Origin of the sequence: Curtobacterium sp. VKM Ac-2889, from assembly GCF_015350855.1 — a bacterium.
GTDB lineage: Bacteria > Actinomycetota > Actinomycetes > Actinomycetales > Microbacteriaceae > Curtobacterium > Curtobacterium poinsettiae.
Genome location: NZ_JADKSC010000001.1, coordinates 793297 through 818579, shown reverse-complemented (window position 1 = coordinate 818579; position 25283 = coordinate 793297). Strand labels below are relative to the sequence as shown.

The 25283-nt window shown below is 72.0% G+C and carries 28 protein-coding genes; 9 read left to right on the top strand and 19 right to left on the bottom strand.

Annotation, left to right across the window (positions count from 1 at the left end):
- Positions 1–92: 92 nt before the first annotated feature.
- Positions 93–659, top strand: a complete 567-nt coding sequence (locus ITJ50_RS04145) for a hypothetical protein (RefSeq protein ID WP_194589977.1) — start codon at positions 93–95, stop codon at positions 657–659.
- Between the two features lie 9 nt (positions 660–668).
- Positions 669–1262 carry a TetR/AcrR family transcriptional regulator gene (locus ITJ50_RS04140; RefSeq protein ID WP_194589976.1) on the top strand — a complete coding sequence of 198 codons (594 nt, stop codon included), beginning with the start codon at positions 669–671 and terminating at the stop codon, positions 1260–1262.
- A gap of 4 nt (positions 1263–1266) precedes the next feature.
- Here the strand turns inward: ITJ50_RS04140 and ITJ50_RS04135 are convergent, their stop codons facing one another.
- The 4 genes from ITJ50_RS04135 to ITJ50_RS04120 are packed head-to-tail and all read right to left on the bottom strand — an operon-like array spanning position 1267 to position 3914.
- A complete protein-coding gene (locus ITJ50_RS04135) occupies positions 1267–1527 on the bottom strand; it encodes a type II toxin-antitoxin system RelE family toxin (RefSeq protein WP_071250103.1) in 261 nt (86 codons plus the stop codon).
- Positions 1524–1784 (bottom strand): type II toxin-antitoxin system Phd/YefM family antitoxin, encoded by a 261-nt coding sequence (locus tag ITJ50_RS04130; RefSeq protein ID WP_284760249.1) that lies wholly within the window; start codon positions 1782–1784, stop codon positions 1524–1526. The genes ITJ50_RS04135 and ITJ50_RS04130 overlap by 4 nt, the downstream gene beginning before the upstream one ends.
- A gap of 28 nt (positions 1785–1812) precedes the next feature.
- Complete coding sequence (locus tag ITJ50_RS04125; RefSeq protein WP_194589975.1) at positions 1813–2325, bottom strand: methylated-DNA--[protein]-cysteine S-methyltransferase; 513 nt, start codon at positions 2323–2325, stop codon at positions 1813–1815.
- Positions 2322–3914: an AlkA N-terminal domain-containing protein gene (locus ITJ50_RS04120; protein WP_194589974.1), complete on the bottom strand. Its 1593-nt coding sequence runs from the start codon at positions 3912–3914 to the stop codon at positions 2322–2324. Before ITJ50_RS04120 ends, ITJ50_RS04125 begins: the two co-directional genes overlap by 4 nt.
- Before the next feature lie 249 nt (positions 3915–4163).
- Between ITJ50_RS04120 and ITJ50_RS04115 the strand changes: the two genes are divergently transcribed.
- Positions 4164–4763 (top strand): molybdenum cofactor biosysynthesis protein, encoded by a 600-nt coding sequence (locus ITJ50_RS04115; protein ID WP_284760252.1) that lies wholly within the window; start codon positions 4164–4166, stop codon positions 4761–4763.
- 120 nt (positions 4764–4883) lie between these two features.
- Here ITJ50_RS04115 and ITJ50_RS04110 read toward each other — a convergent pair whose 3' ends face one another.
- The 5 genes from ITJ50_RS04110 to folE form a co-directional block, all read right to left on the bottom strand.
- Positions 4884–5426 carry a type 1 glutamine amidotransferase domain-containing protein gene (locus tag ITJ50_RS04110; RefSeq protein ID WP_159556139.1) on the bottom strand — a complete coding sequence of 181 codons (543 nt, stop codon included), beginning with the start codon at positions 5424–5426 and terminating at the stop codon, positions 4884–4886.
- 450 nt (positions 5427–5876) lie between these two features.
- Positions 5877–6530 (bottom strand): HAD-IA family hydrolase, encoded by a 654-nt coding sequence (locus ITJ50_RS04105; protein ID WP_017887962.1) that lies wholly within the window; start codon positions 6528–6530, stop codon positions 5877–5879.
- Between the two features lie 24 nt (positions 6531–6554).
- A complete protein-coding gene (locus ITJ50_RS04100; RefSeq protein WP_323749883.1) occupies positions 6555–7304 on the bottom strand; it encodes a pyrimidine reductase family protein in 750 nt (249 codons plus the stop codon).
- Entirely contained in the window at positions 7301–8251 is a 951-nt protein-coding gene (gene folP / locus ITJ50_RS04095) for a dihydropteroate synthase (RefSeq protein ID WP_017887960.1), read from the bottom strand. The genes ITJ50_RS04100 and folP overlap by 4 nt, the downstream gene beginning before the upstream one ends.
- Positions 8248–8859, bottom strand: a complete 612-nt coding sequence (folE, locus tag ITJ50_RS04090; protein ID WP_042537542.1) for a GTP cyclohydrolase I — start codon at positions 8857–8859, stop codon at positions 8248–8250. Before folE ends, folP begins: the two co-directional genes overlap by 4 nt.
- 157 nt (positions 8860–9016) lie before the next feature.
- On the opposite strand from folE, the gene ITJ50_RS04085 reads away from it, so the two are divergent.
- The gene (locus ITJ50_RS04085) at positions 9017–10492 is read left to right on the top strand and encodes an NCS2 family permease (protein ID WP_042537544.1); all 1476 of its coding nucleotides are present in this window, start codon (positions 9017–9019) and stop codon (positions 10490–10492) included.
- A gap of 265 nt (positions 10493–10757) precedes the next feature.
- Here the strand turns inward: ITJ50_RS04085 and ITJ50_RS04075 are convergent, their stop codons facing one another.
- Positions 10758–11210 carry a hypothetical protein gene (locus tag ITJ50_RS04075; RefSeq protein WP_017887957.1) on the bottom strand — a complete coding sequence of 151 codons (453 nt, stop codon included), beginning with the start codon at positions 11208–11210 and terminating at the stop codon, positions 10758–10760.
- A 133-nt stretch (positions 11211–11343) separates the two neighbouring features.
- Here ITJ50_RS04075 and ITJ50_RS04070 point away from each other — a divergent pair, with 133 nt between their 5' ends.
- Genes ITJ50_RS04070 through ITJ50_RS04060 form a run of 3 tightly spaced genes read left to right on the top strand, consistent with a single transcriptional unit; the run spans position 11344 to position 12535 of the window.
- A complete protein-coding gene (locus ITJ50_RS04070) occupies positions 11344–11610 on the top strand; it encodes a hypothetical protein (protein ID WP_017887956.1) in 267 nt (88 codons plus the stop codon).
- Between the two features lie 26 nt (positions 11611–11636).
- A complete protein-coding gene (locus tag ITJ50_RS04065; RefSeq protein ID WP_194589972.1) occupies positions 11637–12152 on the top strand; it encodes a DUF1697 domain-containing protein in 516 nt (171 codons plus the stop codon).
- A 20-nt stretch (positions 12153–12172) separates the two neighbouring features.
- Positions 12173–12535 (top strand): VOC family protein, encoded by a 363-nt coding sequence (locus ITJ50_RS04060; protein WP_323749882.1) that lies wholly within the window; start codon positions 12173–12175, stop codon positions 12533–12535.
- Between the two features lie 24 nt (positions 12536–12559).
- Here the strand turns inward: ITJ50_RS04060 and ITJ50_RS04055 are convergent, their stop codons facing one another.
- The 3 genes from ITJ50_RS04055 to ITJ50_RS04045 all read right to left on the bottom strand — a co-directional run bounded on the left by ITJ50_RS04055 (position 12560) and on the right by ITJ50_RS04045 (position 16871).
- A complete protein-coding gene (locus ITJ50_RS04055) occupies positions 12560–13327 on the bottom strand; it encodes an SDR family NAD(P)-dependent oxidoreductase (protein WP_194589970.1) in 768 nt (255 codons plus the stop codon).
- 186 nt (positions 13328–13513) lie between these two features.
- Positions 13514–16024 (bottom strand): glycoside hydrolase family 65 protein, encoded by a 2511-nt coding sequence (locus ITJ50_RS04050; protein ID WP_017887953.1) that lies wholly within the window; start codon positions 16022–16024, stop codon positions 13514–13516.
- 73 nt (positions 16025–16097) lie between these two features.
- Complete coding sequence (locus ITJ50_RS04045; protein ID WP_017887952.1) at positions 16098–16871, bottom strand: HAD family hydrolase; 774 nt, start codon at positions 16869–16871, stop codon at positions 16098–16100.
- 201 nt (positions 16872–17072) lie between these two features.
- Here ITJ50_RS04045 and ITJ50_RS04040 point away from each other — a divergent pair, with 201 nt between their 5' ends.
- Entirely contained in the window at positions 17073–18428 is a 1356-nt protein-coding gene (locus ITJ50_RS04040) for an APC family permease (RefSeq protein WP_017887951.1), read from the top strand.
- Between the two features lie 71 nt (positions 18429–18499).
- On the opposite strand, the gene ITJ50_RS04035 is transcribed toward ITJ50_RS04040, so the two are convergent.
- The 4 genes from ITJ50_RS04035 to hxlB form a co-directional block, all read right to left on the bottom strand.
- Positions 18500–19222 carry an alpha/beta hydrolase gene (locus tag ITJ50_RS04035; RefSeq protein ID WP_071250087.1) on the bottom strand — a complete coding sequence of 241 codons (723 nt, stop codon included), beginning with the start codon at positions 19220–19222 and terminating at the stop codon, positions 18500–18502.
- Positions 19219–19725, bottom strand: a complete 507-nt coding sequence (locus ITJ50_RS04030) for a GNAT family N-acetyltransferase (protein ID WP_194589969.1) — start codon at positions 19723–19725, stop codon at positions 19219–19221. The genes ITJ50_RS04035 and ITJ50_RS04030 overlap by 4 nt, the downstream gene beginning before the upstream one ends.
- A gap of 148 nt (positions 19726–19873) precedes the next feature.
- Positions 19874–20500, bottom strand: coding sequence for a 3-hexulose-6-phosphate synthase (gene hxlA, locus ITJ50_RS04025; protein ID WP_017887948.1), 627 nt, complete (start codon positions 20498–20500; stop codon positions 19874–19876).
- An 11-nt stretch (positions 20501–20511) separates the two neighbouring features.
- Positions 20512–21075 carry a 6-phospho-3-hexuloisomerase gene (hxlB, locus tag ITJ50_RS04020; protein WP_194589968.1) on the bottom strand — a complete coding sequence of 188 codons (564 nt, stop codon included), beginning with the start codon at positions 21073–21075 and terminating at the stop codon, positions 20512–20514.
- 110 nt (positions 21076–21185) lie between these two features.
- Here hxlB and ITJ50_RS04015 point away from each other — a divergent pair, with 110 nt between their 5' ends.
- Positions 21186–22031 (top strand): helix-turn-helix transcriptional regulator, encoded by an 846-nt coding sequence (locus ITJ50_RS04015; protein ID WP_042537559.1) that lies wholly within the window; start codon positions 21186–21188, stop codon positions 22029–22031.
- A gap of 30 nt (positions 22032–22061) precedes the next feature.
- Here the strand turns inward: ITJ50_RS04015 and ITJ50_RS04010 are convergent, their stop codons facing one another.
- Together ITJ50_RS04010 and ITJ50_RS04005 are read right to left on the bottom strand one after the other, a co-directional pair.
- Positions 22062–22745 (bottom strand): response regulator, encoded by a 684-nt coding sequence (locus tag ITJ50_RS04010; protein WP_017887945.1) that lies wholly within the window; start codon positions 22743–22745, stop codon positions 22062–22064.
- Positions 22742–25234, bottom strand: coding sequence for an ATP-binding protein (locus tag ITJ50_RS04005; protein WP_194589967.1), 2493 nt, complete (start codon positions 25232–25234; stop codon positions 22742–22744). Before ITJ50_RS04005 ends, ITJ50_RS04010 begins: the two co-directional genes overlap by 4 nt.
- Positions 25235–25283 lie beyond the last annotated feature (49 nt).

Sequence of the window (25283 nt, the reverse complement as noted above, 5' to 3'; positions counted from 1 at the left end):
GAACCCGGTCGCTCGACACCGTGGTGGTCGCCGTGCCATGCTGTTTGAGTACACCTGTACTCAAGCGAACACCGCCACCGCAACGGGGAACCATGACACTCATCGCCATCGTCGCCTGCGAGATCGCCTTCTGGGTCGCGATCCTCGGCGGCCTGACCACCCGGTACCTGCTGCGACGGCCGCGCACGGGTGCGGCGATGCTCGTCGCGGCACCCGTGATCGACCTCGTGCTGCTCGCGGTCGTCGCGGTCGACCTGCTCGGTGGCGGAACCGCGTCGTGGCACCACGGACTCGCGGCGATCTACATCGGCTTCTCGGTCGCGTACGGGCACCGGATGATCGCGTGGGCGGACGTCCGGTTCACGCACCGGTTCGCCGGGGGTCCCGCACCGGAACGCCTGAGTGGACGGCGGTACACGGCCCGGTGCTGGGGCGACGTGCTGCGGACCGCGCTCGCCGTGCTGATCGCCGGCGGGATCATCGGTGCGCTCGTCCTCGTCGTCGGCGACCCGGAGCGCACGGACGAGCTGCAGGGCACGGTCGCACTGCTCGGGGTGGTCCTGGGCATCGAACTGCTGTGGGCGATCAGTTACACGATCTGGCCGCGCCGAGTCACCACCGCAGCCGCGGACCCGGCCGGAGCATCGAGCCAGCCGTAGGCTGACCCGGTGCCCCGCCGTGTCGACCTCGAGGAACGGGGATCCCTGGTGGCCGCGGCCTGCCTGCGGATCCTGGAGCGGGACGGCCTGAGCGCACTGTCGGTGCGGAACGTCGCGGACGAGGCCGGCATCGCTCCGGCATCACTCCGCCGCGTGTTCCCCACGCAGGACGCCCTGCGCGAGCACTGTCTGACGATCATCGAGGAACGGGTCACCGCTCGGCTCGCCGCTCTGCGTTCGACGGGTCGTGCGCTCGCACTGGACGTCCTCGCCCAGGTGCTGCCGCTCGATGCCGAGCGCACGACCGAGATTCTGGCGCAGGTGCAGCTCGGCGTGCTCGCGCGCACCGACGAACACCTGGCTGCGAGTGCCCGACGCCTCAACGACGGGGTCCGCCGGGTGTGCACCCGGGCGCTGGAGATCCTGCGCGAGGACGGCGGCTTCGGCGACGGTCGCGACCTGACCGACGAGGCCGACCGGCTGCACGCGCTGATCGACGGGCTGGCGGTCGAGCACACGTGGGATCCCGCGGCACGGGCGCCCGAGCGGGTCCTGGCGCTCGTCGAACTGCACGTGGAAAGCCTGCGCTGCGCGATCGCCTGACGTCTCAGCGACCCCGGTAGACCTCGCGCCGGTGCCCGGCGCGCACGACGACGACCACGAGCCGCCCGTCGTCGATCAGGTAGATCACGCGGTAGTCACCGACCCGGACACGCCATTCCGGGCTGTTGACGAGTCGACGAGCCGCGGGTGGACGTGGCTCGTCAGCCAGGATCGCGAGAACCCCTTCGACGAGTCGTCGGGCATGTGGCGGAAGTTTGCGGATGGCACGCCCCGCACTCGGCTCGAACTCGATGTCGTAGGTCATCCCAGACCGAGTTCGCGCCTGAGGTCCTCCCACTTGACGTTCTCGCCGCCGATGCGCTCGTTCTCGAGTCGGGCCTCTTCCACCGCCTTCAGGTCGTCCAGGTCCTCCGCCGCCTCGAGCAACCGGTCGAGGACGGCCGCGTCCACCACCGCCGCGACGCGCTTGTTGCGCCGGGTCAGGTAGACGGGTTCGTGCCGGGCATCATCGATGATCGACGCCAGGCGGGCACGGGCTTCGGAGATCGACACTTCGCGCACCTGTACATTCTAGAGCGTTTTGTACAACTCAGACGAGTGCCGTGGTGCCCACAGACTCCCGTTCGAGCAGGGACCGCTTGACGTCGAGCCCCCACGCGAAGCCGCCGAGCGTGCCGTCCGAGCGCAACACCCGGTGGCATGGGACGAAGAGCGCCGGGGCGTTCCGGGCGCACACGCTCGCCGCCGCCCGCACGGCGTCGGGCCGGCCCATCGCCGCCGCGAAACCGGTGTAGGTCAGGGTGCCGCCGGCGGGGATCCGGCGGAGCTGGCGCCACCCCTCGGTGAACAGCTCCGTACCGAACTGGCGCACGGGCACCTGCATGGCGTGCTCGACCTCGCCCGAGTAGAAGGCGTCGACCGCGGCGGCCGAGGCGACCACGCCGTCGAGCACCCGATCGGGGCGGTGGCGGTCGGCCAGACGGGCGAGGATCCGCTCGACGGAGTCGGTCCACCCGGACGCGAGGACCCTGCCCTCGGCGTCTTCGAGCACGGTGAACGCCCCGTCGGGGGTGTCCAGGGTCTGGATGGTTGCGTCGGTCATCGGTCGTCCTTCCGGGGGTCCTCTGAGGCACGGGCTGCACGGGCACCGGCGGTCGTGGTCATCGCGCGGTCGATGATCGGTCGCCAGCAGTGCATCGTGAGGTAGCTCCGCCAGGGGGCCACCTGCTCCGACCATAGGGAGAGCTCGCGCGCCGTTCCGGGCAGCCCGAGTTCCTGTGCACCGTTCCGCACGGCGAGGTCGCTGTGGAGGAAGATGTCGGGGTGGTGCCGGACCCGCAGCGCGACGTAGTCGGCGGTCCACGGTCCGATGCCCTTCACCGCGAGGAGTCCGTCGCGCAGGTCACCGAGGGACTGCCCACCGTCCACCACCAGGGACCCGTCGGCGAGCGCCGCAGCCACCCGCAGGATCGTGTCGACGCGGGCGGCGGGGCCGCGCAGCACCTCGTGCCCGCGTTCGGCGATCATCGCTGCGGCCGGGAACAGCAGCCCGCGGGGCCGGATGGCGTCCGGCACCGTCGCTCCGAGTGCGGCCACGAGCCGGGTCTGCGCGGTGCGCGCCGCGGCCACCGAGACCTGCTGCCCGATCAGGGTGCGGAACACGATCTCGTGCGCGTCCACCGCGCCGGGGAGCCGGAGACCGGGCACCCGGGCGACGGGTCCGGCGAGCCCGGGCACGGCTCCGAGGACGGCGTCGACGGCGACCGGGTCGGCGTCGAGGTCGAACAGTGCCCGGACACGCGCCACGAGGGCCGGCAGGTCGGAGAGGTCGGCGACCCGCACGCGCAGGTCGATCCCGGTGCCCCGACCGGCCACGTCGGGGACGGCGGCCGACGCGCTGAACCAGCCCGGGCCTCCAGGCAGGTCGACCAGCCGCCCGTACGACGTCACCCGACCGACAGGGTCGGTGTCCACCTGCTCCGTGCCCGGCAGGGCGTGCAGCGCGTGCCAGTCGAGCAGGCCCTGCGCGTCGAAGGGTGCCCGGGCCGGCAGGTGGACGTGCAGTGCGCCGTCGCCGCCGTCCCTGGCGCCGTCGCCTCGCCCGGACCGGCGTGCGCGGAGCTCCGTCGGGGTGACGGCGAAGACCTCGCGCACGGTGTCGTTGAACTGTCGGACGCTGGCGAACCCCGCGGCGAACGCGACGTCGGCGACGGGCAGGTCGGACGAGGTGAGCAGGGTCCGCGCGGTCTGCGCCCGGTGCGCCCGGCTGAGCGCCTTCGGCCCGGCGCCCAGCTCGGCCGTCATGATGCGGTTGAGCTGCCGCTCCGAGTAGCCCACACGCGCGGCGAGCCCGGGGACGCCGTCGCGCTCGACGACACCGTCGAGGACGAGTCGCATCGCCCGGCCGGCGACGTCCTCGCGCAGGTCCCACTCGGGGCTGCCGGGGGTCGCCTCGGGCAGGCAGCGCTTGCAGGCGCGGAAGCCGGCCAGGTGCGCTGCGGCGCTCGTGCGGTAGAAGGTGACGCCCGAGACCTTCGGCGTGCGGGCCGGGCAGCTGGGCCGGCAGTAGATGCCGGTGGAGTGCACGGCGGTGACGAACTGGCCGTCGAAACGCGCGTCGCGCGAGGCGACGGCGCGGTGCCGCTCGGCGTGCAGCGCGTCGGGCTGCGCGTCGGTGTCCGGGGTGGTCATGGGCTCAGCCTGACATGCGCCGCCGACGTCGACTGGCGGGAATCGGACGGAGCAGCGCAGGGCCAGGTGGCCATGACGCCGCCGTCTCGTCGAGACGCCGCCGACCGCGTGAGACGCCGCCGGAATCCGCGGCGTCTCGCGGAGAACGCGTCGTCTCGCGAAGAAGCCTGCGTCCCGGCGCCACGACGGCGTGTCACAGCAGGCAGAAATGGCAGCGCACGGCCGGGAGGCCCGGCTAGCGTTGGCAGCGTGACCCCAGCAGACGACGTGGCCGGGCTCGACGACCTGCCGTTCCGGACCGAGGTCGAGATCGCGCTGCTGCTCGTCTCACCGCGGCACCGGTACGAGGGGCGCCCGGCCGACGGCGCGCTGCCACCCCGGTCGACGGACCCGGACGAACGGCGCGACCGGATCGAGCTGCGGGCCGGGCTCGGGATCGTCGGCGACCGCTACTTCGCCGCGCGGGCACACGTGCACGCCTCGGTCACCGTGATCGGCCTCGAGGGGCTCGAGGCGGTCGGTCAGGCGATCGGCACCACCGTCGACCCCGTCGCGACCCGGCGGAACGTGTTCCTGCGCGGCGCCGACGTCGAAGCGCTGCGGGGCCAGCCGTTCTCGTTGGAGAGCCTGCTCCCCGGTGGCGACGGCAGCGGCGACCTCGGTCATGCCGTCCGGTTCCGTGGCTACCGTGCGGCGAACCCCTGCGCCTGGATGGACCACGAGGTGGCCCCCGGTGCGTTCCGGGCGATGCGCGGCCGGGGCGGCGTGCGGTGCGATCCGGAGTCCGACGGTGTGCTCGCCCTCGGTCCGGCGGTGCTCCGCACGGCACGCCCCGTGCCGCTCGGCTGACGCCGGCGACGTCGGGCGCCCGGGCGTACCCGAGACTCGGCTCGGCGGACACTTCGTCGACAGCCGGAGGCGCACGGTGTCCGGTCGGCCGAGACTCGGCTCGGCTCGGCGACGAGGCGCTCAGGCGGTGAGGGCGCTCTCGATCGCGTCGACGAACGCCGGCAGGTCGTCCGGGGTGCGGGACGTGATGAAGCCGCCGTCGACCTGGACCTCCTGGTCGACCCACTCGGCACCGGCGTTGCGCAGGTCGGTCTGCAGCGACGGGAACGAGGTGACGGTCTTGCCGGACAGCACGCCCGCCTCGACGAGGGTCCACGGGCCGTGGCAGATCGCCGCGACTGGCTTGCTCGCCTCGGCGAAGGCCTGCACGAGCGTCGCCGCGCGGGACTCCTGGCGCAGCGTGTCGGCGTTGATCGTGCCACCGGGGATGACGAGGGCATCGAAGTCGTTCGCGTCGACACCGGCGAGGGTGGTGTCGGGCTCGAGGGTCTGCCCCGGGTCCTTGTCGCCGACCAGGGTCTGGATCGTGCCGGTCTCCTTGGCCGCCACGGTCACCGAGGCACCGCGCTCGCGCAGCTGCTCGGTGGGGACGACGATCTCGTCCTGCTCCACGCCGTAGTTCGTCGTGATGACGAGGATCTTCTTGCCGTCGAGGGTTGCCATGATCGCTCCTTCCGCGGCCCGGTCGTTCCGGCCGCACACCCGAGGGTCGTCGGGCTCGGCTGGGCAGTCCTCCAGGAGCGGTCCGGCGCCCGGCTGACTGGTCATGACACCCCGCCCAGGTCCGCCCGGCGGTCACGACATGTCGCCCGGCGGCCGGTCGCAACTCCCCGCTCAGGTCCGCCGGACGGTCACGAAGTGTCGGCTGGCGGCGGCGCAGCCGACGGGTCGCGACCACTCGGCGCACGCCGGGCGGGGTGCCGTGGACGCGCCCACGGTCGCACGGGAGGCACGGTGCGGGCCCGCCACGGGCCTCCAGGCCGACAGCGCGACCGGTCGCAACTCCCCGCTCACGTCCGCGCGGTGGCCACGAAGTGTCGGCTGGCGACGGCGCAGCCGACGGTTCGCGACCACTCGGCGCAGGGCGGGCGGGGTGTCCTGACCGGCCGGGGCTCAGCCCCGGATGCGGAAGGCGCCGCCGTCGCGCTCCACGGTCAGCCCGTCGTACCCGTGCACCCGGTGCAGCCCGGCGGTCACGGGGTGCTCGAGGGGACCGACGACGACCGTGGCCGCGCCGGAGGCGATGGCGGACTCCAGGCCGGCGGGGGCGTCCTCGAACGCCACGCAGTCGGCGGGGTCGACACCGAGCAGGGCGGCGCCGCGCAGGTAGCCGTCGGGGTGGGGCTTGCCGTGCTCGACGTCCTCCGAGGGGACGAAGGCCTCGGGCACGGCGAACCCGGCGGCCGCCATCCGGCCCGCGGCGAGGTCACGGGGCGCGCTCGTCACGAGGGCGACCGGGACGCCGAGGTCGACGAGGCGCTGCACGAAGGCGACGGCGCCGGGGATCTCGAGGATGCCCTCGGTGCTCGCGGTCTCCTCGGCGACGAGCTCCGCCGCGATCCGCTGCTGCTCGGCCAGGGGCAGGTCGGGCAGGAAGCGCCGCAGGGTGTCGATCGCCTGCCGTCCGTGCGAGAACGCGAGGATCTCGTCGGGGTCGATGCCGTTCGCGTGGCCGAACCGGGTCCAGGTCGCCTCGACCACCGCGGTCGAGTCGACGAGGGTCCCGTCCATGTCGAAGAGGACCCCGGACGCCACGATGTCGATCACGCGCCCGACCCTAGCCCAAGGGGGTCAGCGCGCCCGGACGTACCGCGTGAGCAGCACGTCGCCGGCGCCGAGCAGCACGTGCGCCGGTCGCATCCGCCGGAGCTCCGGGGACGACCCGCGGGCGATGCGCGGTCCCTCCCCGCCCTCGAGCGACGGGTCGATCGTCAGGGTCAGCTCGTCGACGGCGTCCGCGGCGACGAGCGCCCCGAGGAACGACGGACCACCCTCGCAGTGGATCGTTCCGAGGCCACGATCGGCCAGCAGACCGCGGATCCGTCCGGCGTCCACCGAGTCTGGGTCGGCGTCCGCGCTGCAGGGCACGACGTCGGCCACCTCGGCGAGCGCCCGGGCCGTCGCCGAGGCAGCCGCCGTCGCCGAGGTCAGGACGATCGGCCGCACCGGCGCCTCGGTGAAGACCCGCGACGCCGGGTCGAGCGACAGCGACCCGGTGACGATCGCGAACACGGGGTGGTCCGGCATGCCGTGGGCCCGACGCCAGGCAACGTCGGCGTCGTGCAGGACCATCGGCCCGTAGCCCTCGTCACGGACGGTGCCGGCGGCGACGAGCACGACGTCGGCCACGCGGCGGAGCAGGTCGAAGACCCGCAGGTCGTCGTCGCCGCCGAGCGACCCGGACACCCCGGCGGCCGAGGCCGAGCCGTCCAGCGTCGCGACGAAGTTCACGCGGAGCCAGGGGTCCCCGACGTCGGCGGTGTAGAGCTCGAGCAGGTCGTCGTCGGACAGGTCCGCGATCGACGGGGGCAGGACGGTCACGTGTTGTGCCTCGATTCCACGGGGGTGCGCCATCCGAGGGTGGCCTCGACCATGCGCATCGCGTCGACGCTCTCGGCGACGTCGTGCATGCGGACGATCCGGGCGCCGAGCATCGCGCTCACGGTCGCGACGGCGAGCGATCCGGAGAGCCGTTCCCCGCGGGGGCGGCCGAGCGACTCCCCGACGAAGTCCTTGTTCGACACCGCGGCGAGCACCGGGTAGCCGAGGGCGACGACCTCGGGCAGGCGCCGGGTGATCTCGAGGGTGTGCACGGTGTTCTTGTGCAGGTCGTGGCCCGGGTCGACGATGATCCGCGACTCCGGGATGCCCGCCGCGAGCGCCCGGTCGACCCGTTCGCGCAGGAACGCGACGACCTCGCCCGCGATGTCGGCGTACTGCGGTGGGGCCGGCAGGGGACGACGGGGTTCGGCGAGCGAGTGCGTGATGACGACGGTGGCCTCGGAGTCGGCGACCACGGCGGCCATCCGCGGGTCGGACAGGCCGGTGGTGTCGTTGACGACGGTCGCGCCGGCTGCGATCGCCGCCGCGGCGACCTCGGGTCGGAAGGTGTCGACGCTGATGACGACGTCGGACTGCTGGGCGAGCTGCTCGACGACGGGGACGACCCGGTCGATCTCGTCGGACGCGGGCAGCTCCGGGCCGGGTGCGAACTTCACGCCGCCGATGTCGACCCAGTCGGCACCCTGCTCGGCTGCGCGGACCGAGGCGGCGACGGCCCGGTCGAGCTCGAAGGTGGCGCCGCGGTCGTGGAACGAGTCCGGGGTGCGGTTCACGATCGCCATCACGGCGATGCGGTGGTCGAAGTCGATGGTGCGGCGTCCGAACGTCCGGACCGGGTGCCGCAGGTCCGGCACGACCCAGCCGGGTCCGGCCGCGTCGGATCCGGCCGCGGCGTGTTCGCCCGAGACGTGCGGGAGGCCGGTCATGCGCCCGCCTCGGCAGTCGCCGCACCCGCGGCATCGGTCCCACGCCCCGCGCCGATGAGCGCGATCGCCTCGGCCCGTCCCGCGGTGTCGGCCAGCGAGCCGGTCGCCGCGACCGTCACCGTCGTCGAACCGGTCTGGCGCTCCCCACGCGTCGTCACGCACTGGTGCTGCGCGTCAAGGACCACCAGGACACCCTCGGCGCCGAGGCCCTCGGCGATGGTCGCGGTGACCTGTTCACCCAGCCGCTCCTGCAGCTGCGGGCGGGAGGCCACCGCGTCGAGCACCCGTGCCAGCGTGCCGAGGCCGATGAGGCGTTCCCCCGGGGCGTACGCCAGGTGCGCGACCCCGAGGAACGGCAGCAGGTGGTGCTCGCAGACGGATCGGAACTTCACGTCGCGGACGATGACGAGCCGACCGCGTTCGCCGTCCTCGGCGTGCACGGTGCCGTCCCGGGCGATCGCGACCGCATCGGTGCCGATCCCGGAGAAGAACTCGGAGTACGAGTCGGCGACCCGGGCGGGGGTGCGGGTGAGTTCCGGGCGGTCGGGGTCCTCGCCGATGGCAAGCAGCAGCTCGCGGACGGCGGCCTCCACACGGGCGCGGTCCATGTGTGACGTCACCCGCTCATCCAACACCAGCCCTGGCCGGAGAACGCGGGCAGACGCCCAGCGCGACGTGCGCGACCCGCGTGGGACGGGCCTCCCGGCCGTTGGAACCTGTGAGACCGGTGTGACACGCCCGAAACCCAGCGTCCTTTAAACTCTCGTGGTGAGCGCCCCGCAGACCGACACCACGCCCCGGAACCGCTTCGCGACCGGCCTCGATCGATTCTTCTCCATCACGCAACGCGGATCGTCGATCCCCCGCGAGGTCCGCGGTGGCCTCGTCTCGTTCGTCACGATGGCGTACATCGTGATCCTGAACCCCCTCATCCTCGGTGGGTTCAGCGCCGACCAGGCCGCGAAGGACGTCAACGGCGGGTGGCTCGAGAACGCTCAGGTGGCCGCGGCGACCGGCCTCGTCGCCGGCGTCATGACCATCGCGATGGGCATCATCGCGAACCTGCCGTTCGGCATCGCCGCAGGGCTCGGGATCAACTCGTTCCTCGCCGTCAGCGTCGTGCACCAGGTCACCTGGGCCGAGGCGATGGGCCTGGTCGTCATCAACGGCGTGATCATCGTGATCCTCGCGTTGACGGGCATCCGGACGATGATCTTCACCGCCGTCCCGGCTCAACTGAAGGCCGCGATCACCGTCGGTATCGGCCTGTTCATCGCGTTCATCGGGCTCGTCGACTCCGGCTTCGTGCGGTCCTCCGGGAACCCGTCGCCGCCGCTGCAGCTCGGTGAGGACGGCTCCGTCGGGGCCCTGCCGACGGTCGTGTTCCTGATCGGCCTGATCATCATCGGCACGCTCATGGCCCGCCGGGTCAAGGGTGCGCTGCTCATCGGCATCGTCGCGACCACGATCATCGCGATCATCCTGCAGGCGATCTTCCAGGTGCCGACCTCGGTCGACTCGAAGACCGGCTGGAACCTCAACGCCCCCGGTCTGCCGAGCGCACTGTTCGCCGTGCCGGACCTGTCGCTCGTCGGCCACGCCGACGTCGTCGGCGCCTTCACCCGCATCGGCCCGCTCGCCGCGTCGATGCTCGTCTTCACCCTCGTGTTCACGAACTTCTTCGACGCGATGGGCACCATGACGGGGCTGGCCAAGGCCGCCGGTGTCGCAAAGCCGGACGGCACGTTCCCCCGCCTGAAGTCGGCGCTCGTCGTCGAGGGCGTCGGCGCGATCGCCGGTGGTGGCGCGTCGGTGTCGTCGAACACCGTCTTCATCGACTCGGCCTCCGGCATCGGCGAGGGTGCCCGCACGGGCATGGCCTCGGTCGTCACCGGGCTGCTGTTCCTGGCGTCGATGTTCCTCACGCCGCTCACCCAGGTCGTCCCGCTCGAGGTCGCCGCCGCCGGGCTCGTCGTCGTCGGTGCGCTCATGGTCGCGCAGGTCGCGGACATCTCGTGGTCGGACTTCGGCTCGGCCCTGCCGGCGTTCCTGACGATCGTCGTCATGCCGCTGACCTACTCGATCGCGAACGGCATCGGCGCCGGCTTCATCAGCTGGGTGCTCATCAAGCTGCTGTCCGGCCGTGGCCGCGAGGTCTCGTGGCTGCTCTACGTCGTCGCCGCGGGCTTCCTGCTGTACTTCGCGCGGGGGCCGCTGGAGACGATGCTCGGCGTCGGTTGAGGCTTGCTGCTGGGCCTTGCTGATCGGGGTCCGGCGCAAGACGCCGTCGTGTCATCGAGACGCCGCCGAATCCGGCGGCGTCTCGACGTTTCCGGGGCGTATACGGATGACGCCGGCGTCTTCCGCAGGACGCCGGCGTCTTCCGCAGGACGCCGGCGTCTTCCGTCGGCCACGTCGGCCGCGTCGGCCGCGTCGGCCGCGTCGGCCGCGTCGGCCACGTCGGCCACGTCGGCCGCGTCGGCCGCGTCGGCCTGGAGGCCCGTGCTCAGTCCGGCAGGTCGCTCGGCGTCGCCTCGTGGTGGCGCTGGTCCTGGGTGCGTCGGTCTTCCTTCATGCCCGCCTCGAACAGGTGGCGGCGGCCCTGCACGAGCTCGTCCCGCGCGGTGCGCTCGAGCTCCTTGGCGAGGGCGTAGTAGCCGTCGTCGTAGTCCTCGACGATCTGGAACGTCCAGCGGCCCGCGATGACGTTGCGGCCCACGAGTTCGGTGTCGATGCGCTCGGCGAGTTCGGTGTGCCCGGCCTTCCGGAGCTGCTCGACCGCTTCACCGAGGTTCAGGTCGGCGGTGCCGGTCAGGCGGTGGAACCCGTAGAGCAGGCCACGGGCGTGCTCGATGACCTCGACCGCGGCGGACAGGCTGCCGAGCGCCTCGACCGTGGCCTCGGACACCCCCTCGGGAACCTGGTGCTGTGCGTCGGGGCCTTGTGCGTCGTTCGTCATGGGTCCCGTCTACACGAGGGTTGCTGCGTCGTTCGAGGGGTTCGTCCACGACCCGCCGAGGTCCACTGCCGGTGGTTGCGACGTCAGAGGTCGACACCTACCATTCGAACACACGTTCGAACGAGGAGACCCGATGATGATCACCGAAACGGCCGCCACGGTGTGGTGGTCCGAGGGCACGCCGACCCGGCTGGTGTGGGCCGGACGGCGTTGGCGGGTGAGCGACACCCCCACGCGGCTGACCGTGACGCGCGCCGAACTGCCGACAGCGATCACGCACGCACCCGAGCGCACCGTGGGCTGGCGGTTCCAGGCGACCAGCGACGACGACGGTGAGGCGCTGGTGGTCGACATCGTTCCGCAGGGCTCTGGTTGGGGCGTGGCCCGGACGTGGACGTGAGCAGCTCGGACCGCTACCGTCCGGACATGGACAGGTGGGTGGCGCTGCTGCGCGGGGTCAACGTGAACGGCGTCACGATCCGGAGCGCCGAACTCGCGGAACTCTTCCGGGGGCTCGGGTTCGACGACGTGCGCACCGTGCTCGCCTCGGGCAACGTCGTGTTCGCAGCCGACGTGCCCGCCGGACGGCTCAAGACGTCGATCGAGCAGGGGCTGCGCGACCGGTTCGGGTACGACGCATGGATCGTGCTCGTCCGGCACGACGACCTCGCCGCTGTCGTCGACGGGTTCCCCTTCGCGCGTGACGACGATCGGCACGACTACGTCGTGTTCGGGTCCGAGGATGCAGCGCTCGACGCCCTGGTGGCCGACCTCGAGCTCGACGACGCGGTCGAGCAGGTCGCCCGTGGGAACGGCGTCGTCTACTGGTCGTGCCCGAAGGGGTCGAGCACCGACACGGTGTTCGCCAAGCGGGCCGGCGCCGCACGCTTCAAGCGCACGACGACGACCCGCAACACGAACACCCTGCGGAAGCTCCTGTGACCCGGGGCACGTTGCACCACGTGGAACTCCGCACCGCCGACCTCGACACCGCCGCAGCTGCCTGGGGCTGGCTGCTCGGTGAACTCGGCTACGAACCCTTCCAGCGCTGGGAGCACGGCCGGAGCTGGCGGCTCGGCCCGTTGTACGTCGTGCTCGAATCGGCGCCGCTGGACGGCGAGCACGACCGCCGTCGACCGGGGCTCAGCCACCTGGCGTTCCACGCGGGCGACGCCGAGGCGGTGGAGCGGCTCTGGGCCGAGGCTCCCGAACACGGCTGGGCGCGCCTGTACGAAGACCGGCACCCGTTCGCCGGCGGTCCGGGGCACCACGCGGCCTTCCTCGAGGACGCCGAGCGGTTCAAGGTCGAGCTCGTCGCCAGCTGACGGTGCCGCCGACGCGGCGGAGGCTCAGGCCTGCGGAGGCTGCCCGTTGCTCGCCATGGTGCCGCCGTCCACCGGCAGGACCGCGCCCGTGATGAACGACGCAGCGTCGCTGGCCAGGAACAGGATCGCCTCGGCGACCTCGGCGGAGCGACCCCCACGGCCGAGCGCGATCCGCTCCTCGAACTTCGACTGCAGGGCCTCGTCCTCGGCCTGCTCCTGGGTCAGGTCGGTCCAGATGAGTCCCGGAGCGACGGCGTTCACGCGGACGCCGAACTGCCCGTTGTCGAGCGCGGCCGCCTTCGTGAAGTTCGTGACGCCGCCCTTCGCCGCGTTGTACGGGCTCATCCGCCAGTCGGCGTCCTCACCGGAGACCGACGACGTGTTGACGATCGAACCCTTCGTCTCGCGCAGGAACGGCAACGCTGCCCGGGTGCCGTAGAACACCCCGGACAGGTCGGTCTCGATGACGCGGCGCCACTCGGCCGTGCTGATGTCGGTGATGTCGCCCGAGCTGAAGGTCCCGGCGTTGTTCACCAGGACGTCGAGCCGGTCGAAGCGGTCGATCGCCGCGGAGACGACGGTCTCCCAGTCCTCCGGGCTCGCCACGTCGGCGTGCAGGGAGACGACACGGTCGGTCGGCAGGGAGTCTCGCACCGTGCGGACCTTCTCCTCGACGCTGTCGGTCAGCACGACGGACGCACCCTCGTCGACGAACGCGCGCGCCGTCGCTGCGCCGATGCCCGAACCCGCGCCCGTGACGATCGCGACCTTGCCCTCGAACCGGTTGCCCATGATGTCTCCTCTCGTTGCACGAACCGTGCCCGGGGAGACGCCATCGACCCGAAGGGCACGGCAGACCACGGTGCCCGGGGGCGACTGAACGCGTTCGGAGGTGCCGGGAGCACGCGCCGCGCACGTCACCCCGGCACCGCGAGGCGGGACCGGGGCGACGTGTGACCGCGGGCGGAGGAACCGGTGTCAGGCGGTCGTCTCGTCGAGGTCGAAGTCGCGCTCGAGCGAGATCGTCGGGATCGACGCGGTGATCACCGAGCCGTCGGCACGCAGCGTGCCCTGGATGTCGCTCGTGGTCGGAGCGTGCCCGGACATCCGCGGCCCGTGGTGCGGCAGCGGCACCACGGTGGGCTCCCCCGCCTCGATGTCCCACTGCTGGTTGTGCACCCACACGGTGAAGCCCGCACCGGTCTCGACCGTGAGCGTCATGGTGTCCTGCTCCAGGTCGATCCGCACGCGCGAGCCGCGCACCGTCAGGCGGTAGGACAGACGGTCCCAGTGCTTCGGCAGCCGCGGGTTGAAGGTCATCCGGCCACCGTGGTCGCGCATGCCGCCGAAGCCGTTGACCAGCGCACCCCAGATGCCACCGGTCGACGCGATGTGCACGCCGTCCGAGGTGTTGCCGTGCAGGTCCGCCAGGTCGACGTAGAGCGCGGTCTGGAAGTACTGGTCGGCGAGGTCGTGGTAGCCGACCTCGGCCGCCATGATCGACTGCACGACCGCCGACAGCGTGGAGTCACCGGTGGTGAGTGCGTCGTAGTAGTCGAAGTCGCGACGCTTCTCGGCCGCCGTGAACTCGTGCCCCTGCAGGAACAGTGCGAGCACGACGTCGGCCTGCTTGAGCACCTGGAACCGGTAGATCACCAGCGGGTGGTAGTGGAGCAGCAGCGGGCGCTTGGAGTCGGGGGTGTTCTCGAGGTCCCAGAGTTCCTTGTCGAGGAACTGGGCGTCCTGCGGGTGGATGCCGCGGTGCGGGTCGAAGGGGATCTCCATCGACTCGGCGGCGTGCTCCCACTCGACGAGCTCGTCGGGGCGCAGGCCGGTCCGGCGCACCATGCGGTCGTACTCTTCGGCGTCGTCGGCGGCGAGCTCGCGGCAGGCGTTGACGGCGAACCACAGGTTCGCACGCGCCATCACGTTCGTGTAGAGGTTGTCGTCGACGACGGTCGTGTACTCGTCCGGTCCGGTCACGCCGTCGATGTGGAACTTCTTGTCGCCGTTGGACCGCCAGAACCCGAGGTCGGCCCAGAGTCGGGCGGTCTCCACGAGCACGTCGATGGCGCCGCGCTTCAGGAACTCACGGTCGCCCGATGCCCGCACGTACTGCATGAGTGCATGGGCGATGTCGGCGTCGATGTGGTACTGCGCGGTGCCGGCGGCGTAGTACGCGCTGGACTCCTCGCCGTTGATGGTCCGCCACGGGAACAGCGCCCCGCGCTGGTTCAGCTCGCGGGCTCGCGCCCGTGCCGCGTCGAGCATGTTGTAGCGGAAGCGCAGGGCGTTCCGGGCAACGATCGGCGCCGTGTACGACAGGAACGGCAGGACGTAGATCTCCATGTCCCAGAAGTAGTGGCCGCCGTAGCCGGAGCCGGTGACGCCCTTCGCGGCGATGCCGTGGCCGTCGGTGCGGGCCGTGGCCTGCGCGAGCTGGAAGAGGTTCCACCGCACGGCCTGCTGGATCGCGGGCTGGCCGGTGATCTCGACGTCGCTGCGTGCCCAGTAGTCGTCGAGCCACTCGCGCTGCTTCGCGAAGGTCTCGTCGACGTTCTCGGCGTGTGCGCGGTCGAGCGTGCGCTCGCACCGGTCGGCGAGCTCACGCACGGGCACGCCGCGCGAGGTGTGGTAGACCACGTGCTTCACGAGGCGGATGGGCTGACCGGCGCGGGCCTGCACCCGGTAGACGTGCTTCGCCAGGTCGTCCTCGATCGACGACGACTCGTCCCAGCTGTTCTCGGTCTCGATGTGGTGCTCGACGCCGACGCAGATCGTCATGCCGGAGCTGGACGCCTGGTACCCGAGGACCGAACGGTCACCGGTGCTGCGCTTGACCTTCGGCACGAGCACCCGCTCGGTGAACGACTCGGCCTTGCGGGGGTCGAAGGCGTTCGCCGCGGCCCGCATGCCGGCGTGGTACTCGTCCTGCACGTCCTGGCGGTTGAGGATCTGGCTGGACAGCAGGATCGAGGCGTCTGCGTCGAGCACGGTGACCTCGTAGTCGATGACGGCGAGGTGCCGGTCGGTGAACGACACGAGCCGGCGCGACCGGATGAGGACCCGCTTGCCGGACGGCGTCGACCACTCGGTCTCGCGGAACAGGTACCCGCCACGGAACTCCAACCGGCGGGTGTGCCGCAGGATGTCGGCCTCGGCCAGCACCAGGGGCTCGTCGTCGACGTAGAGGCGGATGACCTTGGCGTCGGGCGCGTTGATGATCGTCTGCCCGGTCTTCGCGAAGCCGAAGGCGTCTTCCGCGTGCCGGATCGGCCAGGTCTCGTGGAAGCCGTTGACGTACGTGCCGTACTGCACGCCGCCACGGCCTTCGTCGAGGTTGCCGCGCAGGCCGAGGTACCCGTTGCCGACAGCGAAGTTCGTCTCGGCGACGCCCTGCTCGTCGGGGGTGTACTCGGTCTCGACGAGGGCCCACTCGTCGATCGGGTAGCGGACGCGGTCGAGGGGGTCCGAGGTGATGGGGTTCATGCTGCTCCGTGGGAAGGGAGGGAGATGGGTACGTCGGTGCGGCGGGCAGGCAGGGAGCGCCCGGCCGGGTGGCCTACGTCGTGCTGGTGCTGGCGACCGGTGCGGGCAGGTCGTCGAGGAGTTCGGCGAGGTCGGACACCACGACGTCGGCACCGTGCTCGCGCAGGGCGTCCGCCCCGGCACCGCGGTCGACACCGATGACCAGACCGAACGAACCGTTGCGGCCGGCTTCGACCCCGCTCGTCGCGTCTTCCACCACGACGCACTCGGCGGCGGTGAGCCCGAACCGCGTTGCCGCGTCGAGGTAGGTGTCGGGCGCCGGCTTGCCGGTCAGGCCGTCCTGGCGCGCGACGAGCCCGTCGACGACCACAGGGAACCGGTCGAGGATGCCCGCCGTCCGGAGCACCGAGGTGGCGTTCGCCGAGCTCGAGACGACCGCGACGGACAGACCGGCGTCGATCGCGGCGGTCAGGAACCGCAGCGAGCCCGGGTAGGGCTCGACACCGTGCTCGTCGAGCTCGGCCGTGAACTCCGCGTTCTTCCGGTTGCCGAGCCCGCACACCGTGTCGGTGTCGGGCGCTTCGTCCGGGGTGCCCTGCGGCAGGTCGATGCCACGCGACTCGAGCAGCGAGCGCACGCCGTCGTACCGGGGCTTGCCGTCGATGTACGTGAAGTAGTCCTGCTCGGTGTACGGCGCGACCCCGTGCGCTTCGAGGTACGGCGTGAAGAGCCGGCTCCAGGCCCGCATGTGCACGTCGGCGGTGGGGGTGAGCACGCCGTCGAGGTCGAACAGGAGCGCTCGCTGGTCACTGAGTCGAGCGGGCGTGCGCTGGTCCTGCGTCGTCATCTGCGGTCCTCCGGGGACTGGTGGTGGACGTGTGGCTCCCGACGAGTCTAGGACCGCTCCAGGTGCCGGGTCCCGACGCGCCGCACGCTGTGGAGAGAGTTCACCAGGGGCTGCACTGTGCAGGGGGAACCCCCTCCGCGGCGCACCTGTGAAGCCTCCGAGACACACCCCGGCACGCTGACCCGGACGAAAGGCACCTCCATGACCAGCGACACCACCGCCGCACCCCACGACGGCTCGCAGTCGAAGCTCCGCCAGGCGATCACCGGCCCGCTGCTGTTCCTCTTCATCCTGGGCGACGTGCTCGGCGCCGGCATCTACGCGTTGATGGGGACCCTGGCGGAGGACGTCGGCGGAGCGCTCTGGGCACCGTTGGTGCTCGCGCTCCTGCTGGCCCTGCTCACCGCGGGGTCGTACGCCGAACTCGTGACGAAGTACCCGAAGGCGGGCGGTGCCGCGGTCTTCGCCGAACGGGCCTACAAGACGCCGATCGTCTCGTTCCTGGTCGGCTTCAGCATGCTCGCCGCCGGTGTCACGAGCGCCGCCGGGTTGTCACTCGCCTTCGCCGGCGACTACCTCGGCACCTTCGTCGACCTGCCTCCGGTGCCCACCGCGATCGTCTTCCTCGCCCTGATCGCCTGCCTGAACGCCCGCGGCATCTCCGACTCGCTCAGGAGCAACGTCGTGATGACGGTCATCGAGGTCTCCGGCCTCGTCATCGTGGTCGTCGTCGTGGCCGTGATGATCGGCGGGGGCGGCGGCGACGTCTCGCGCATCGGCGCGTTCCCGTCCGAGGCGAACCCGGCCCTGGCGACGCTGAGCGCCGCGATCGTCGCCTACTACTCGTTCGTCGGCTTCGAGACGTCCGCCAACATCGCCGAAGAGGTCCGCGACCCCCGCCGCGTCTACCCGAAGGCCCTGTTCGGCGCCCTCGCCACGGCCGGCGTCGTCTACGTCCTCGTCGCCCTCGCCAGCGCGATCGCCCTGCCCGCGTCCGAGCTGTCCGAGTCCAGCGGCCCGCTGCTCGCGGTCGTCTCCGCCACCGGCGTCCCGATCCCCGACTGGGTCTTCAGCCTCATCGCCCTGGTCGCCGTCGCGAACGGCGCGCTGCTCACGATGATCATGGCGAGCCGCGTGACCTACGGCATGGCCGAGCAGCGGCTCCTGCCCGCCCTGCTCGCGAAGGTCCTGCCGAACCGGAAGACCCCGTGGACCGCGATCGTCGCCACGACGGTCGTCGCGATGCTCCTGACCCTGGTGGGTGACGTGGGCGTGCTGGCCGAGACCGTCGTGCTCCTGCTGCTCTTCGTGTTCATCAGCACGAACGTCGCCGTCCTGGTGCTCCGCCGCGACCACGTCGAGCACGACCACTTCCGGGTCTGGACCTTCGTCCCGGTGCTCGGGGTGCTGTCGTGCGTCCTGCTGCTCACGCAGCAGAGCGGCCAGGTCTGGCTCTACGCCGCGATCCTGCTCGCCGTCGGCGTGGTGCTCTACTTCATCGCCCGGTTCACCGGGCGCCGTTCCGGACGCGACCACGAGGCGGGCGTGATCCACTGACGTCGCGCACCACGGGCCTCCAGGCAGACCGTCTGGAGGCCCGTGGTGCGTCCGCCGGTCGGCGCGCGGAGTCAGCGCAGGTCGCGCACCCAGGCCTCGACCGCGTCCGAGATCTGCTGCCGGGCATCAGCACGGCTGATGGTCGCCGTCCGGTCGCCCGGCTGGTCGCCGTAGGCACCGAAGTCGGCGTGGTTCGCCCCCTGGATCTCGGTCATGGTGGCGGTCGACGGCAGCTTGTCCCGCGCGGCGTCGACCTTGGCCGGCGTCGACAGGCCGTCACGCGAACCGGAGACGCTCAGCACGTCGATGTACGAGCGGCTGATGTCGTTCGCGCAGTAGCTGCCGAAGAGCAGCAGACCGTCGGCGTCCTGGGCGAGCTGGCACGCACGGACCCCGCCGAGGGAGTGCCCGCCGACGGCCCAGCGCGTGACTGAGGGGGCGTGGGCCTCGAACGTGGCGAGCGGCCGGGTGTCGAAGAACGCCAGGTTGAGCGTCGGCTTCGTGATGACGACCGTCGTGCCGTTGGCGACCACCTGCCGGAACGTCGCCATGTAGGCGTAGGGATCCACCTTCGCACCGGGGATGAACACGATCCCGACCCCGTCGGCCTGGCCGGTCGGGGTCATCACCACCGAGTCACCGGCGTCCCGCACCGCGATCCGGTCGTCACGCCAGACCTGCAGGGCGGCACTGCGCGTGCCCTGCATGACGATGTGCGCCCACACGAGGAACACCACCGCGAGCAGGACGACGACGGCGACGATCCAGGTGGTCCAGCGCAGCGCTCGGTTCATGTGGCCACCGTACGGCGCATCAGGACCTCGGTCCGGCCGTCCGGCAACGGATCGCCGGGTTCGTCGCGTGCGCTGAAGCCGACGTGCTCGTCGGCGCGACGGGCGACGGCGTTGTCGGGCAGCACCGAGAGTTCGAGTTCGGTGGCTCCGGTAGCAGCCGCCCACGTGGCGATCGCGTCGATGAGTGCACGGGCGATGCCGCGGCCGCGCGCTGCCGGGTCGACCCACATCGAGATGAGCTCGGCGGGGCCGTCCGGGTCGGTGGACGGGACGCCGCTCGCCATCCCGACGACCGCGCCGGGTCCGTCGGCATCGGTGTCGACCGCGAGCAGGTCGAGCGCTCCCGGGATCGACAGGCGGGTGCGCCACCGGTGCTCGGGGGCGTCCACCCAGTCCTGCAGCGTCGAGCCGAAGGCGTCCGGGGCGTCGGCGAGGGCGCGGAGGCGCACGGGTCGCCACGCTTCCCAGTCGTCGGCGGTCACGCGGCGCAGTTCGATCCCCACGTCCCGACGGTACCGCGGAGCGGGGTGCGACCGGCAGGGCGGGACCGGCAGGGTCCCGCATCCAGTGCGCAGAAGACGTCGGGTGCGGTGGTCGCACCCGACGTCTTCTGCTCACTCGTTGGCCGTCGCCCGGGAAGGGCGACCGGGACTACGCCTTGATGGCGGCGCGGATCTCGGCGGCTGCTGCGCCGACGTCCGAGGCGCTGTAGATCGCGCTGCCGGCGACGGCGATGCGGGCACCGGCATCCTGCACCGAGGCGACCGAGGACGCGTTCACGCCGCCCGCGATCGAGAACGGGACGCCCGAGTCCTTGCCGGCGTCGAGCAGGGTCGAGAAGGTGAAGCCCTCTTCTGCCTGCTCGTCGAGCCCGGCGTGGACCTCGACGAACTCGGCGCCGAGTGCGACGACCTCGCGGGCGCGGGCGGCCTTGTCGGAGACGCCGATCAGGTCGACGACGATGCCCTTGCCGTGCTTCTTCGCGGCCTTGACGGCGCCGACGATCGTCGAGTCGCCGGCGACACCGAGGACGGTGACCAGGTCGGCACCCGCCGAGAAGGCGATGTCGGCCTCGAGCTCACCGGCGTCCATGGTCTTGAGGTCGGCGAACACGATCTTGTCGGGGTGCGCTTCCTTGATCGCGGTGACGGCGGACAGGCCGGCGCTCTTGATCAGGGGCGTGCCGAGCTCGAGGACGTCGACGTGCGGCGCGGCCGCGGCGGCGAGCTCGAGGGCGGCTTCGGTGGTCAGGGTGTCCATGGCGAACTGGAGCTGCATGGGTGTGCCTTTCATTCGAGGTTGGCGTGACGGGGCCAGAGGTCGTCGGCGGACTGCCCGCCTCGGGCCCACAGGGCGTGGAACACGGCGTCGCCCACCAGGGCGACCGCCTGTTCGAAGAGGCCACCGGCGTACTGGGCCGAGGCGGTGCCGGAGCGGTCGGTCTTCGTCGCGGCGGGCAGCACGATCGTGACGTCCGCCAGCTCGGAGAGCGGGGAGTCGTCGGTGGTCGAGAGCGCCACGACGGATGCCCCGACCTCGTGCGCGGTGCGCGCGGCCTGCACGATGCCGGTGGTCGTCCCGGAACCGCTCGCGACGAGGAGCAGGTCACCCTGCCGGATGGCCGGGGTGGTGACCTCGCCCACGACGTGCGCGTCGAGCCCCAGGTGCATGAGGCGCATTGCGGTCATGCGGAGGGCGAGGCCGGAGCGACCGGCGCCGTGGACGAACACCCGGTCGGCGCCCTCGATCAGGTCGAGTGCACGCTGTGCGGGAGCGTCCTCGAGGCGGGCCGCCAGGTCGCCGACCTCGCGGACGACCAGGTCGAGCGCTGCGGAGACGGTGGTTGCTGCCATGACGACGATCCTTCCGTCAGCGGACCCTGCGCGCCGCTACCCGCCCCGGCAGGGGTCCCATCCCATCGGGTGGGCCCGTCCGCTCGGGTGGGACGGGTACGGTCGCCTCCATGGACGCATCGGTCGACACCCTGGAGGCCCGGGGCGGCTCCGCCATCCGGCTCGCGGCCGCCGAGCACGCCCGCACCGTCGCCGAGCAGGCGGACCGGCACGCCCTCACCCTCGAATCCGTCCTCGCCGTGCTCCGGTCGTCGCGGGTCACCGACGCGGCCGCCCGGGCCGAGGCCGTCGAGATCGCCTCGGCCGCCCTCGTCGACCTGCGCACCGTGACCGATCAGCAGCGGAGCACCCTGCTCGAACCGGTCACCGGTGCGTTCTCGCGGCTGCGCGCCGACCTGCGGCCGCTCGTGCGCTTCGGGGACCTCGACGTGCAGTTCGTCGAGCCGCCGGCAACCGGTCGTGCGCTCCCCGGTGACGTCGCCCACGCTGCCCGGGCGATCGTGCGGACCGCGGTGCTCGCCCTGGTCGACGACGGTGCGGCGAAGCGGGTGCGCATCCAGTGGGACTGCGACGGCCGGAACCTGCTCATGCAGCTCCGCGACGACGGCTCCGGCACGCTCGACGTGCAGGACGACGCCATGCGACCGATCGCCGAGCGGGTCGTCACGCTCGACGGGCGGGTGCAGGTCGCGAGCACGCCCGGCTGGGGGTCCGTGCTCGACATCTCGCTGCCCCTCGACCCGCGACCGACCGAGGTGGACGCGGCCGACGACGGCGACCTGACCCCGCGGGAGCGCGACGTGCTGCGGCTCGTGGCGACCGGTGTCGGCAACCGGGAGATCGCCGAGGGGCTCGGCATCAGTGTCAACACCGTGAAGTACCACGTGGCGAACCTGCTCCGGAAGCACGGCGCCCGGACCCGGGCGGAGCTCGCGGCGTTCAGCTCCCGGGCGTGAACCGTCGGGACCGCGACGCGTACCGGGTTCCTACGCTCCGGGGGCGAAGCGGTACCCCATTCCGGACTCCGTCACCAGGAAGCGCGGGTGCGCGGGGTCGGGCTCGAGCTTCCGCCGCAGCTGGGCCATGTAGAGGCGCAGGTACCCGGAGTCGTTGCCGTGCGTCGGCCCCCAGACCTCGGTCAACAGCATCTCGCGGGTCATCAGCCGGTCGGGGTTCGTGACCAGGACCTCGAGCAGGCGCCACTCGGTGGGCGTCAGGCGGATCGCCGGACCCTCGGCCGGGGTGACCTGCTTCGCGACGAGGTCCACGAGCAGCGGTCCGATCGCGATCGTCGGGGTCTCCTCCGTCGCCACCACCCGGCGTCGTCCGAGTGCCCGCAGCCGGGCGAGGAGCTCGTCCATCTGGAACGGCTTCGTCACGTAGTCGTCGGCACCGGCGTCGAGCGCGTCGACCTTGTCCGACGAGTCGGTCCGGCCGGAGAGCACCAGGACGGGCACCTGCGACCAGGCCCGGACGCCCTCGAGCACCCCGATGCCGTCGAGTCGGGGCATGCCGAGGTCGAGGAGCACCAGATCGGGGCGCTCGGTGATGACGGCGTCGATCGCCTCGCGCCCGTCCCGAGCCGTGACGACGTCGTACCCTCGCGCCGAGAGCGTCACCGACAGCGCACGGACGAGCTGCGCGTCGTCGTCAGCGATCAGGACCTTCATCGGATCTCCACTCCCACGTGCCCGGCGATCGGCAGCCGCACCACGACGGTGAGGCCACCGCCCGGGGTGTCGTCGACCTCGATCGTGCCGCCCATGCCCTCGGTGAACCCGCGTGCCAGAGCCAGGCCGAGCCCGAGGCCGGTCTCGTTGTCGGTGTCGCCGAGCCGCTGGAACGGCTGGAACACCTCGTCGCGGCGGTCCGCGGGGATCCCGGGGCCGTGGTCGGCGACGCGGAGTTCGACCACGCCGGCGAAGGCGCTGGCGGCGACGCGGACGTGGGTGCCCTCCGGGGCGTACCGGGCGGCGTTGGCGAGCAGGTTCACGACGACGCGCTGCAGCAGGACGGGGTCGGCGAGCACCGGCGGCAGGTCGGCGGGCAGGTCGAGGTCGACGTCGTCGGGGCCGAGCTCGAGCTCGTCGAGTGCGGGGGCGACCACCGTCTCGAGTGCGATCGACGCCGGGGTGACCGCGAGGACACCGGCCTGCACGCGGCTGACGTCCAGCAGGTCTGCCAACAGCACCGCCAGCTGACCGAGGCTCTCGTCGGCGGTCGCGAGCAGCGCCTCCCGGTCGGGTCCGGACAGGTCGATGTCGGGCGCACGCAGCGTCTGCACGGCGGCGGAGGCCGCTGCGATCGGTCGGCGCACGTCGTGGCCCACGGCCGCGAGCAGGGCGCTCCGGACCCGGTCGGCGGCGGCGATGCGTTCGGCACCGACGGCCGTGCGGGTCAGCTCGCGGTGCTCGACGGCGGCGTCGAGCTGCTGCTCGACGACCCGCAGCAGTCGGCGCTGGGTCGGGTCGTCGGGTGCGCCGGCGAACTCGAGCACAGCACCGGAAGCGAGCGTCGTCGACGCGTCCGGCGTCGCACCGAACTCGCCGGAGGTCGCCGGCACCTCGTCGCCCTGGCGGATCCGGACGCCGGCGAAGCCGAAGGCCTCACGGGTGCGGTCGAGCAGCGCCTGCAGGGCGTCGTCACCACGGAGCACACTGCCGGCGATGCCCATCAGGAGCCCGGACTCGGCCGAGGCCCGACGGGCGGCACGTGACCGGCGGGCGGACCGGTCGACCACGAAGCTGACCAGCACCGCGCTGATGACGTACATGACCAGCGCGAACAGGTGCCACGGCTGCTGGACCGTCACCATGTAGAGGGGTTGCACGAAGAAGTAGTCGAGACTCAGCCCGGACAGCACGGCCGCGAACACCGCCGGCCACATCCCGCCCACGAGCGCCACGACGAGCACGAGCAGCTGGTACGCCAGCACGTCGACGGTGATGGCGTCCGGGTCGCTGCCGATCGACAGCACCCAGGTGAGCAGCGGGCCGACCAGGACCGACAGCACGAACCCGGCGATCACGCGTCCGCGGGACAGACTGCCCCCGAGCTTCGGCAGGGTGATCCCGCCGCCGGCCCGCTCGTGCGTGACGACGTGCACGTCGATGTCGCCGGACTCCCGGATGACGGTGTTGCCGATGCCCGGACCGGTCATGGCGGCCGCGAGCCGGCTGCGGCGGCTGACCCCGATCACGATCTGGGTGGCGTCGATCGACCGTGCGAACCGTACCAGGGTGCTCGGTACGTCGTCGCCGACGACCTGGTGGTACGTCCCACCGAGTTGCTCGAGCAGGGTCCGCTGCTTGCCGAGCGCGCCGGGGTGCCGCACGCGCAGGCCGTCGTTCGTGGTCACGTGGACGGCGGCGAGCTCGCCGCCGGCGCTGCGGGCGGCGATGCGGGCGCCGCGGCGCAGCAGGGTCTCGCCCTCGGGGCCGCCGGTCAGGGCGACGAGCACGCGCTCCCGGGTCTCCCAGCGGTGTTCGATGCCGTGCTCGGCGCGGTAGGCCTTGAGCGCGTCGTCGACCTCGTCCGCGAGCCAGAGCAGGGCGATCTCGCGCAGGGCGGTGAGGTTGCCGAGGCGGAAGTAGTTCGACAGCGCGGCGTCGATCCGGGCCGCCGGGTACACGAGCCCGTCGGAGAGCCGTTCGCGCAGCGCTGCCGGGGCCAGGTCGACGACCTCGATCTGGTCGGCCGCACGCACCACGGCGTCGGGGACGGTCTCGCGCTGCACGGTGCCGGTGATCTCGCGGACCACGTCGCCGAGGGACTGCATGTGCTGCACGTTGACCGTCGAGATGACGTCGATGCCGGCGTCCCGCAGCGCCTCGACGTCCTGCCAGCGCTTCTCGTTCGGGCTGCCGGGGGCGGTCGTGTGGGCGAGTTCGTCGACGAGCGCGACCTCGGGTGCCCGGGCGATGACGGCGTCGAGGTCGAGGTCGTCCAGGTCGACGCCGCGGTGCGAGACGGTGCGGCGGGGCACCACCTCGAGCCCGTTCACCAGGGCCGCGGTGGCGGCGCGCTCGTGCGTCTCGACGACGGCGACGACCACGTCGCGACCCTCGTCGAGCAGCCGACGCCCCTCTTCGAGCATCGTGTAGGTCTTGCCGACACCGGGCGCTGCACCGAGCAGGACCCGCAGCTTCCCGCGCTTCACGTGCTCATCCTCTCGCGTGCGGGGGTCGGTCTCCGCAAAACACCGGTGT